Source organism: Bradyrhizobium sp. 31Argb (assembly GCF_043638955.1).
Classification (GTDB): domain Bacteria; phylum Pseudomonadota; class Alphaproteobacteria; order Rhizobiales; family Xanthobacteraceae; genus Bradyrhizobium.
Window position 1 is genome coordinate 1 of record NZ_JBEGDB010000279.1, and the last position, 10,500, is coordinate 10,500.

Here is a 10,500-nt window from a genome sequence, read left to right on the forward strand (position 1 = left end):
CCATCAACCCGCCCTGCCGCCTCAAGCGGCGGCCTCCTGTCCCTGATTATCGTGTCTCACGATAAGGGTGCACTTCACATGATCCGGAAAAGTGGATACCGGTTTTCCGAAGAGATCATGCTCAAACAAGATATGGAGCAGGATGACATTTCGACGAAATGGCATCATGCTCAGGGGACTCCAGGCGTCCGGCGGCATCAGGCCGCCTCGTCTGCCCGGTGACACACCCGGTCCGAAAAGGGGACCGGTCGAACGGAGAGACGTCGAATGGACGCTGCAATCAAATCGATCCGCCCTGCCAAGAGCAACGAGCCCAAAAAGGTTGAAACTCGGGTGGTCGAAACCCGGCCGGCCGAGCTCGATCCGTCCGAATTCCTTGCCGCCGCCGTCCGCGCCGACCAGCCGCGCCCGTCGCGGGCTGAAGCCGAGCAGGCGGTTCTGACGCTGCTGAGCTATATCGGCGAGGATCCGGATCGCGAGGGCCTCCTGGACACGCCGCGACGCGTCGTCGAGGCCTTTGACGAGCTTTACCAGGGCTATCACCAGTGCCCGGCCGAGGTGCTCGACCGCACCTTTGGCGAGACCGCCGGCTACGACGATTTCGTGCTGGTTCGCGACATCGAGTTCACCTCGCAGTGCGAGCACCACATGATGCCGTTCTACGGCAAGGCACATATTGCATATACCCCGGTCGGGCGGGTGGTGGGCCTGTCCAAGCTTGCCCGGCTTACCGACATCTTTGCCCGCCGGCTGCAGACCCAGGAGCATCTGACCGCCCAGATCGCGGCTGCGATCGACGAGATTCTCAAGCCCCGCGGCGTTGCCGTCCTGATCGAGGCGGAGCATACCTGCATGTCGGTGCGCGGGGTCGCCAAGCATGGCGCGTCGACCTTCACCAGCCGCTTCACCGGCATGTTCCGCGACAATCCGGCGGAGCAGCAACGTTTCCTGTCCCTGGTGCGAGGACCGACCCGGTAACCTCGCACAACATTGCGAGGCTTATCCCGTGTCAGCACATGATCACGACCGCGAGGAAGGGCTGGCATTCCAGCCCAAATTCGACGCGTCCGGGCTCGTGACCTGCGTCGCGACCGACGCCGCCAATGGCGACGTGCTGATGATTGCGCATATGAACGACGAGGCGCTGCGCAAGACGATCGCGACCGGCGAGGCCTGGTATTTCAGCCGTTCGCGCAATGCGCTCTGGCGCAAGGGCGAAAGCTCCGGCCAGACACAGCGTGTGATCGAGATGCGAACGGATTGTGACCAGGACGCGATCTGGATCCGCGTCGAGCAGACCGGCGCGGCCTGCCATACCGGCCGCCGCTCCTGCTTCTATCGCGCGGTCACGTATGACGACGGTGACACAGCACTGTCATTCGTTGATGCCGATCGCCTGTTCGATCCCGACAAAGTCTATCGCAAATAGACTCAATTTCCGTTGTGCAGATGACGCGGCGCAGCGCGCGTGAGCTGCGTTGCCACCGTCAACATGATGTGCAAAAATTCCCACCCGTGGTCGAGGTGGAGTCGAAACGGTGGCGCGTCGTTTTTCTCTAATCCGATTGTGTTTTGTCTTTTTCGCGCTGCCTCTTCTTCCCGCGCGGGCGCAGACGCCGGAGCGCGCGCCCGACACCATGGCGGCGCGCGTGCTGGCCTGCGCGTCCTGTCACGGTGCGCAAGGCGAGGGTACAAGCGACGTCTATTTCCCGCGTCTTGCCGGCAAGCCGGCGGGCTATCTCTATAATCAGCTCGTGGCCTTCAGGGATGGCCGGCGGAAATATCCGCCGATGAACTATCTCCTGGAATTCCTGCCCGACGACTACCTGAAGAAGATGGCCGACTATTTCGCATCGTTGCGGCCGCCATTCCCGGAGCCTGCGATCCCGACCGTCAGCGACGCTATACTCGCGCGTGGCGAATCGATCGTGAAGAACGGCGATGCGCAGCGCGGCATTCCGCCCTGCGCAAGCTGCCACGGCCCGAGCTTCGGCGGCATGGAGCCCGCGATTCCCGGTCTGCTCGGCTTGCGCGCAAGCTACATCAGCGCCCAGCTCGGCGGCTGGCGCTACGGCACCCGCACCGCGGCGGCCCCGGACTGCATGCAGATTGTCGCAAGCCTTCTCACCGAGGACGACGTCAAGGCCGTCGCCGCTTATCTCTCATCGCGTCCGGCGCCGGCAGATCCGTCGTTCGCCCCGCAAGGCAGCCTGCCGATGCCGCTTGCATGCGGCAGCGAGCCGCGTTGAAGGGAGCTCGCCGATGCAACGCCTCTCAACCAAGCTGATTCTCCTTCTGGCGCTGTGCTTCGCCGGCGTAACGCCGGCAAGTGCGCAGCAGAACCCGCCAGCCAATGCCGAGCTGCTCAAGCGGGGCGAATATCTCGCCCGCGCCGGCGACTGCATCGCCTGCCACACCGCGCGCGAAGGCAAGACCTTTGCCGGCGGCCTGCCGATGAAGACGCCGTTCGGCACGCTCTACACCTCCAACATCACGCCCGATCCGCAGACCGGCATCGGCACCTGGACCTCGGACCAGTTCTACCGGATGATGCATGATGGCCGCTTCCCCGACGGCGGCCTCGTCTATCCCGCGATGCCGTTCGGCTCCTACACCAAGGTGACGCGCGAGGACTCCGATGCGATCTACGCCTTTTTGCGTTCGGTCCCGCCGGTGAAGCAGGTCAACAAGCCGCATGAATTGACCTTTCCCTTCAACAACCGCTCGCTGATCATCGGCTGGCGCACGCTGTTCTTCAACGAGGGCGAGTTCAAGCCCGACCCGACGAAGTCGGCGGAATGGAACAGGGGGGCCTATCTGGTCGAAGGCCTCGGCCATTGCGGCATGTGCCACACCGCGATCAACGCGCTCGGCGGCAGCTCGGAATCGCAGGCGTTCGAGGGTGGCCTGATTCCGATGCAGTACTGGTACGCCCCGTCGCTCACCTCGAACAAGGAAGCGGGGCTGGGCGACTGGAGCATCCAGGAGATCGTCGATTATCTGCGCACCGGCGTCTCCGCCCGCGGGGCGGTCTACGGGCCGATGGCGGAAGTCGTCTACAACAGCCTGCAATACCTCAACGACGAGGACATCCGCGCGATGGCGGTCTACCTGAAGGGCCTCGCGCAGGGCAGCTCGCCGGACAAGCCGCCGCCGGCGATACCGTCGGCCGAGAGCAGCCTTCTGCTCTCGCTCGGCAAGCAGATCTATGACCGCGACTGCGCAAGCTGCCATGGCGCGACCGGGCTCGGCATGCCGCCGCATTATCCGCCGCTCGCCGGCAATCAGTCGATCCAGATGGCCTCGGCGGTGAATGCCATCCGCATGGTGCTCAATGGCGGCTATCCGCCGGGCACCGCGGGCAACCCGATGCCCTATGGCATGCCGCCCTTCGCGCAGCGCCTCTCCGACGATGAGGTCGCCGCCGTCGTCACTTACATCAGGACATCCTGGGGCAATCGCGGCGCGCCGGTGTCGGCGCGCCAGGCCAACGAACTGCGCACGGCCACGTTGAAGTAGAGCATGATGGGATCAGGTCGAACCACGATGAACGCTCTTCTCCCTCTCCCGCTTGCGGGAGAGGGTTGGGGTGAGGGTGTCTCCGCGGGCGAGAACCTTTGTGTGGAGAGAGCCCCCACCCGGCGCGGAGCCTGTGCTCGGACGGCGCAGAGCGCCGATCCGGGTGCGCCGACCTCCCCCGCAAGCGGGAGAGGTGAAGAGAACTCGCGGCTGATTCAACCAAATAGCAACACGCTATAGGGGCGCGCCATGACGGATTCATCTTCGCAAGGGCCGGCGCAGCATTCCGATGACGAGGCGGTGGACGCGATCGTGCGCGCAGGTCCCGGCGGGGCGATTGCGGTGGCGGGCATCGCGACCGCAATCGTCGTCGCTTTATGGTTCGCCTTCTATCTCTTCGTCTTCCTGCCGCGGAGCGCCTGATCGTGACCAGTGAGACCGATCATAGTCCCGGCGCGCATGGCCTCGGCGAGGCGGTTGCCGCGCGCATCGAGCGACGCTGGGCAACATTGTCGATCGTGATCATCGGCGTTCTCGTCGGATTGGCCGCCTTCTTCGGCATCTACCATACAACGATGCCGCAGGGCCGCGTCGAGACCGCCGATCCCACGACCTTGCACCTTTCCGGCGAATTCGTCGAAAGCAACCTCGGCAGCGTGCTGGAGGCCGACGGCTCCGTCACGGTGCGCGCGATCGGGCAGCAATATTCATTCACGCCGCAATGCCTCGTGGTGCCGGCGGAAACGCCGATCACCATCCGCGCCACCAGCGCCGACGTCGTGCACGGCTTCCTGATCGAGGGCACCAACATCAACACCATGCTGGTGCCGGGCTATGTCTCGGATCTGCCGATCAGCTTCAAGGCGCCGGGCGAACACATGATGCCCTGCCAGGAATTCTGCGGCATCGGTCATCAGGGCATGTGGGGCAAGGTCAAGGTGGTCGACCAGACCACGTTCCGCAACATGGCGGCGAGCAAACGGAGGCTCACCTGTGTTGATTAACAAGCGGCTGATCCTGGCGCATTTCTGGCTCGCCTTCATCGTGTTCGGCGCGGCGCTGGTGCTCGGCGCCTGGCAGATGTTCGAGCGCAGCCCGCTGAACGTCTGGCACTTCAATCCGGAATTCTATTATCGCTCGGTTACCGCGCACGGCACGGTGATGGGCTATGTCTTCCCGACCCTGGTTGCGATGGGCTTTGGCTACGCGATCAGCGAAGCAGCGCTGGAGCGGCCGTTGGTCGGGCGGCGCTGGGCCTGGGCCGGTATCGCGCTGGTCGCGATCGGCAGCGTGGTCGCGATGATCCCGGTCTCGCTTGGACTGGCGTCGGTGCTCTATACCTTCTATCCGCCGATGATCGGCAATGCCTTCTATTACATCGGCGTGGTCCTGGTCGTGGTCGGCTCATGGATCTGGGTCGCGCTGATGTCGATCAATCTCGCGGTCTGGAAGCGCGACAACAGGGACAAGCCGGTGCCGCTCGCGATGTTCGCCAATGTCGCGGGCTCCTACCTCTGGGGCTGGACCGCGGTTGGCGCCGCGCTCGAGCTCATTTTCCAGATCATTCCGACCGCGCTTGGGCTCACCACCACCATCGACGCCGGATTGGCGCGCGTATTCTTCTCCTGGACGTTGCACGCCATCGTCTATTTCTGGCTGATCCCGACCTACATCGCCTATTACACCATCTTCCCGCGCGCGATCGGCGGCCGGCTCTACAGCGACGCGATGGGGCGGGTCGCCTTCATCATGTTCGTCGTGGTCGCGATGCCGATCGGCGTGCATCATCTGTTTGCCGATCCGCAGGTTGGCGCCGGCTTCAAGTTCATGCAATCGGTGTTCACCGGTCTCGTCGCGCTGCCGACGCTGCTCACGGTGTTCACGATCTGCGCGTCTGCGGAGATCGCGAGCCGGCTGCGCGGGGGCAGGGGCGCGTTCGGCTGGATCGGCGCGCTGCCGTGGAAGAATCCGATCATGCTCGCGACCGCGCTGTCGCTGGTGATGCTTGGCTTCGGCGGCGCCGGCGGGCTCATCAACATGAGCTATCAGCTCAATACCAGCATCCACAACACGCAATGGATCACCGGCCACTTTCATCTGATATTCGGCGGCGCCATCGTCATCATGTATTTCGCGATCGCCTATGACCTGTGGCCGCATTTGACTGGCCGTACGCTGGATAGTTACGGGATGATGCGCACCCAGCTCTGGCTGTGGTTCATCGGCATGATCGTCACCACGTTCCCCTGGCACTATGTCGGGATCCTCGGCATGCCCCGCCGCATGGCGTTCTATGACTATGCCAATCCCGCGATCGCGCCGCAGGCTTTCTCGGTGGTGATCTCGGCGTTCGGCGGATTGATCCTGCTGACGTCAGGCATCCTGTTCCTGATCGTGCTGATCCGCGGCCAGTTCGCGCCGAGAGGCGAGGCGGGTGCCTATAGCTTCGCGATCCCCTTGCACATGCCTGCGCGCATTCCGGTTGCGCTCAACAGTTTTGGATTGTGGCTGGCGCTGATGATCGGGCTGACGATCGTCAATTACGGCTACCCGATCGGCCAACTGATGGCCGTGAAGAATACCAGCGTGCCTGCCGTTTATGTCGGAGCTAGCAGATGAGCGAGGACGAGCTCTATTCGCCGCGCAATCCCTGGTTCAGCATCAGCGTCGGCGTCACCGCCGCCATCGCGGTGCTGTCCGCGATCGTGGGATTGATCTGGCTGCCGCTGCTGCAGCCCAATCTGAAGCTGGCCGGCATCTGGGACGCGATCTGCAGCGCAGCCGGCGTGCCCAACCTGCCGAGGCCAGCCGCGGCGGTCCCGCCTGCGTTCAAGACGTCGAATGTCGTGGTCACGCCGGAAATGCTGACACGGCAGGACCAGGTTTCGATCGGCCGTGGCGCGACCCTGGCGCAGCGCTGTGCGATCTGCCACGGGCCGCAGGGCGTGAGCGACGCGAACTCGCCGAACCTCGCCGGGCAGTACGCCGCGGTGACGTACAAGGAGTTGAACGACTTCAAGACCGGGGCGCGGGTCAACGTCGTCATGAGCCCGTTCGCGGCCAACATGGCCGACCAGGACATGCGCGATGTCGCCCTCTATTACGCCTATCTGCCGCGCGTGCCCTCCAGCCAGGTCAATTCGAACCTGCCGGCGCCTGCGATCGTGGTGACGGGCGCGCCGATGCGCAACATCCCGCCCTGCGGCTCCTGCCATGGCGAGATCGACATCAAGGCCGGCAGCCCCTGGCTCGGCGGCCAGTCCGCCGTCTATATCAAGGCGCAGTTGCAGGCCTTCGCATCGGGCACCCGCCGCAACGACATCAGCGAGCAGATGCGCAATATCGCCCGCCAGATGACCGCGGAAGAGATCGATCAGGTCGCGCGCTACTACGAGGCGCAGCCGTAAGCTGTCCGCCGCTTTAACCTCCCATTAACCATACTCGCCGCAGGGTATCGGAGGGAGCTGCGCCGATTACCGGCGTTCATGAAGCCCACGCGAGCGTTTCGCGAGGAGCGGGGCATCAATCGATGGCGATCGATATATTCAACGCCGGGTCTGCGGCAGGTGTCGACCCGACGCGCGCGAAGATCGCGGGCTCGATCAAGCAGGCCGCGTCCACCACCGGCACGAGCTTTCAATACCTGCTCACGACCGCCAAGATGGAATCCAACTTCAACCCGCGGGCTTCCGCGTCGACCTCATCCGCGCGCGGGCTGTTTCAATTCATCGACCAGACCTGGCTCGGCACGGTGAAGGAGGCGGGGGATCAGCTCGGCTACGGGAAATATGCCGACGCCATCACGAAGAATTCCGACGGCAGCTATTCGGTCAGCGACCCCCAGGCGCGGGCGGCGATCATGCGATTGCGCGACGATCCGGACGCCGCGTCCGCAATGGCCGGCGTGCTGACGCAATCCAACAGCTTCAAGCTCACGGGCAGCATCGGCCGTCGTCCGAGCGATGCCGAGCTCTACATGGCGCATTTCATGGGCGTCGGCGGCGCAGCGAAACTGATCTCGAGCGCCGAGGGCAATCCGAACGCCAGTGCCGCGCAGATGTTTCCGAAGGCCGCCGCTGCCAACAGTTCGATCTTTTACGACGGTTCGGGACGCGCCCGCAGCGTGTCGGAAGTCTATTCGGTGCTGAGCGCGCGCTATGCCGGCGCCGCCAGCTCCAGCGACACCCGCACGGCTTTCACTGCTGCCGGCGGCGAGATCGCGAGCGCCGCACCCACGTCGGCACTCCCGATCGACAACGCTGCCTATCTCTCGAGCTTCCCGGATGCGCGCGCAATGTCGCCAGTGTCCGCCACGCAAACGGCGTCCACTCCGGGCGATCCAATGTTCCGCTCGCTGTTCCAGGCCGGCGACCGCGCCGAGCCGATCTCACCCACCGTGCAGGAATTATGGGGCCGCCCCTCACAGGTCGCGACCACCTCGCTCTCCGGCCAGACTCCCGAAGTGCGGCCTCCCGGCCGTCTCGACCTCTTCAGCGACCGCAACGGCACGTTCTCGGGCTGATCCGACGCCGCGCACGTCTGCCGCTCCTCAGGATGAGGTCTGTGGCTGGGGCAAGCGCAGCCTTCCTCCATTAACGAAACGTCAATAAACCCAAAGAGTTATGGTGAACTCTTTGTTAAGCGTCATGGTTTATCTTTTGTTACGTTGGCACTGCATCACTGTGCCGTTTCGTTGCGTAAGCCGGAAGGACCATGATCGTTCGGCAGTTCATTAATTGGATCAGGACCGCTCCGGCAGGGGAGCGGGCCGAGGCCACCCGGGCATTGGCGCGGGCCTGGTTGATTTCCGACCTTTCCGAGGACGACCGCATCGCCGCCGAGGGCGCGCTGTTGATGCTGCTCGACGATCCGTCACCGCTGGTGCGGCAGGCGATGGCCGAGGTGTTTGCGCGCAGCGCCGAGGCGCCGGCGGCCATCGTGCAGGCGCTCGCGGTCGACCAGCCCGGAATCGCGCTGCCGGTGCTGGAACATTCGCCGCTCCTGATCGATGCCGACCTCGTCGACATTGTCGCGACAGGCAACAACGAGATGCAATGCGCGATCGCGCGGCGGATCAATCTGCCCGCGTCCGTCGGTGCGGCGATCGCCGAAGTCGGCTGCGCCGCCGCAGCGCTCGAATTGATCGAGAACGCGAATGCGGAACTCGCACCGTTCTCCTGGGACCGCATCGTCGAGCGGCACGGCCATCTCGCCGCGATCCGGGAGGCGATGCTGGTGCTGGAAGGCCTGCCGGCCGCGACCCGCATGGCGCTGGTGGCAAAGCTCTCGGAGACGCTGGCGCAATTCGTGGTCGCCCGCAACTGGCTCTCCGCCGACCGGGCAGGGCGCATTGCCAGCGAAGCGTGCGAGCGCTCGACCGTCCACATCGCGGCGCGTTCTCGCGGCGAGGAGATGCGCGGGCTCGTCGCGCATCTGCGCACCACCGGACAACTCACCGCCGGATTGATCCTGCGCGCGCTGCTCTCGGGCAATCTCGAGCTGTTCCACGCAGCGCTCGCCGAACTCTCCGGCCTGCCGCAGGCGCGCATCGCCGCGCTGTTGCATGACCGCGGCGCCGCCAGTCTCGACGCGCTGCTGATCCGCGCGGGCCTGCCGGAATCCACCTTCGCCGCCTTCCGTGCCGCGCTCGAGGCAAGTCATGAGGCCGGCTATGTCGGCAGCATCGACGGCGCGGTCAGGTTGCGTCGCCGCATGGTCGAGCGCGTGCTGACCCATTGCGAGACCGATCGGCAGGCCGCCGAGCCGCTGTTGATCCTGCTCCGCCGCTTCGCCACCGAATCCGCGCGCGAGGAAGCGCGCGTCTTCTGCGAAGAACTGGTCGCGGAAGAAGCGCTCGCACCGCTCGAGCACGATTTGATCGCTGCGTAAGAAAAACCGCCGCCGCAACACACGTCGTCATTCCGGGCGATGCGACAGCATCGAACCCGGAATCCATTTCGCCGCCTGCGCATGCGGCCCAATGGATTCCGGGCCTGCGCCTGGCGGCGCATCCCGGAATGACGGGGACGGCAACGAACCGCGTAGGGTGGGCAAAGCGAAGCGTGCCCACCATCAACACTCCGCTCGCGATGGTGGGCACGCTTCGCTTTGCCCACCCTACGCCGTCATCACTCCGCCGGTGCGATGCTCGGCGCCAGGATGGCTTCGAGATGTTCGGGGCGGTCGCGGTTGACCTTGAGCAGGAATTCATCGGCGATGCCGCGGAGCTGCCTGCTGAGCGCGGTTGCCATCACGGCGGTGTCGAGCTTGGTGCGCTCGCGCACGATCGCCTGGATCGCGTTGATGTGGTGGGTGATCAGCTCCGGCGGCACCTGGTCGAGATCGGGGGCGTGCTCGATGATACGGCACAGGCTTTCGGCGGCGGCGCCGGCGGAGGGGAAGCCGAAGGTCGCGGCGTCGCCCTTGATGTCATGGGCGGCGCGGAACAGCTCTTCGCGCGTCTCGTGCGAGAAGCCGTGGCGCAGCACAATGGCGTGCGCGGCCGACAACCGGTCGGCCTCGATCGTCATCCACTGCTTGAATTCGCCGGAGAGATCCGCGAGCGCCTGCTCGGCGCGCGCGACGGGATCGTCGTGATCGATGTCGGGAGGGATGCGGCGCAGCACCTTGCGCAGCGGGTTTGGTGGCGTGATCACATGGTGCGTGGCGAAGGTCTTGATCTCCAGCGTACCCGGTTTCTCTTTCGCCATGACGACCTCCTTGATTCCCGCTAGATGCTGGAACGCGCCTTATCGAGCAGCGACGGCTGTTGCATCACTTCCATCTCGCCGCCGACGCGGCGCTCGGGCCCGATATAGGTGGCACTGGTGTTGCGGCGGCGGTCCGGGCCGAAATAGGTCTTGGTCTTGATGAAGGGGCGGGGGTTGGCAACGACATTGAGGATGCGTGAGCGTCACGAGAGGATCGCCGTGCCCGGCCTTGACTTGCGCGGAATGCTTTGGATTGCCCGATCGGGGTGAT

12 protein-coding genes and 1 pseudogene are annotated in these 10,500 nt (G+C 64.8%); 11 read left to right on the forward strand and 2 right to left on the reverse strand.

Going from position 1 to position 10,500, the window contains the following annotated elements; genetic code table 11:
- The 11 genes from AAFX91_RS33995 to AAFX91_RS34045 all read left to right on the forward strand — a co-directional run.
- The coding region (locus tag AAFX91_RS33995) for a hypothetical protein (RefSeq protein ID WP_394569477.1) at positions 1 to 222 on the forward strand (222 nt) is incomplete at its 5' end.
- 45 nt (positions 223 to 267) lie between these two features.
- The gene (gene folE / locus AAFX91_RS34000) at positions 268 to 978 is read left to right on the forward strand and encodes a GTP cyclohydrolase I FolE (RefSeq protein ID WP_394569478.1); all 711 of its coding nucleotides are present in this window, start codon (positions 268 to 270) and stop codon (positions 976 to 978) included.
- A gap of 28 nt (positions 979 to 1,006) precedes the next feature.
- Entirely contained in the window at positions 1,007 to 1,429 is a 423-nt protein-coding gene (hisI, locus tag AAFX91_RS34005; protein WP_394569479.1) for a phosphoribosyl-AMP cyclohydrolase, read from the forward strand.
- 208 nt (positions 1,430 to 1,637) lie between these two features.
- Positions 1,638 to 2,249: a c-type cytochrome gene (locus AAFX91_RS34010; protein ID WP_130228221.1), complete on the forward strand. Its 612-nt coding sequence runs from the start codon at positions 1,638 to 1,640 to the stop codon at positions 2,247 to 2,249.
- Positions 2,250 to 2,262: 13 nt separating this feature from the next.
- Positions 2,263 to 3,519: a cytochrome c gene (locus AAFX91_RS34015; RefSeq protein ID WP_130582045.1), complete on the forward strand. Its 1,257-nt coding sequence runs from the start codon at positions 2,263 to 2,265 to the stop codon at positions 3,517 to 3,519.
- Positions 3,520 to 3,768: 249 nt separating this feature from the next.
- The gene (locus tag AAFX91_RS34020) at positions 3,769 to 3,942 is read left to right on the forward strand and encodes a hypothetical protein (protein WP_208827233.1); all 174 of its coding nucleotides are present in this window, start codon (positions 3,769 to 3,771) and stop codon (positions 3,940 to 3,942) included.
- Positions 3,943 to 3,944: 2 nt separating this feature from the next.
- The gene (locus AAFX91_RS34025; protein WP_394569480.1) at positions 3,945 to 4,523 is read left to right on the forward strand and encodes a cytochrome C oxidase subunit II; all 579 of its coding nucleotides are present in this window, start codon (positions 3,945 to 3,947) and stop codon (positions 4,521 to 4,523) included.
- On the forward strand, positions 4,513 to 6,138 hold the full coding sequence (locus AAFX91_RS34030) for a b(o/a)3-type cytochrome-c oxidase subunit 1 (RefSeq protein WP_130582047.1): 1,626 nt from the start codon (positions 4,513 to 4,515) through the stop codon (positions 6,136 to 6,138). Before AAFX91_RS34025 ends, AAFX91_RS34030 begins: the two co-directional genes overlap by 11 nt.
- A complete protein-coding gene (locus AAFX91_RS34035) occupies positions 6,135 to 6,926 on the forward strand; it encodes a c-type cytochrome (protein WP_394569481.1) in 792 nt (263 codons plus the stop codon). The genes AAFX91_RS34030 and AAFX91_RS34035 overlap by 4 nt, the downstream gene beginning before the upstream one ends.
- 122 nt (positions 6,927 to 7,048) lie before the next feature.
- Positions 7,049 to 8,041, forward strand: coding sequence for a transglycosylase SLT domain-containing protein (locus AAFX91_RS34040; RefSeq protein WP_394569482.1), 993 nt, complete (start codon positions 7,049 to 7,051; stop codon positions 8,039 to 8,041).
- A 191-nt stretch (positions 8,042 to 8,232) separates the two neighbouring features.
- A complete protein-coding gene (locus tag AAFX91_RS34045) occupies positions 8,233 to 9,408 on the forward strand; it encodes a DUF2336 domain-containing protein (protein ID WP_394569483.1) in 1,176 nt (391 codons plus the stop codon).
- A gap of 239 nt (positions 9,409 to 9,647) precedes the next feature.
- On the opposite strand, the gene AAFX91_RS34050 is transcribed toward AAFX91_RS34045, so the two are convergent.
- Both AAFX91_RS34050 and AAFX91_RS34055 read right to left on the reverse strand, forming a co-directional pair.
- The gene (locus AAFX91_RS34050) at positions 9,648 to 10,229 is read right to left on the reverse strand and encodes an Hpt domain-containing protein (RefSeq protein WP_394569484.1); all 582 of its coding nucleotides are present in this window, start codon (positions 10,227 to 10,229) and stop codon (positions 9,648 to 9,650) included.
- Positions 10,230 to 10,249: 20 nt separating this feature from the next.
- Positions 10,250 to 10,426: pseudogene (locus AAFX91_RS34055) on the reverse strand (response regulator); the annotation flags it as partial.
- Positions 10,427 to 10,500 lie beyond the last annotated feature (74 nt).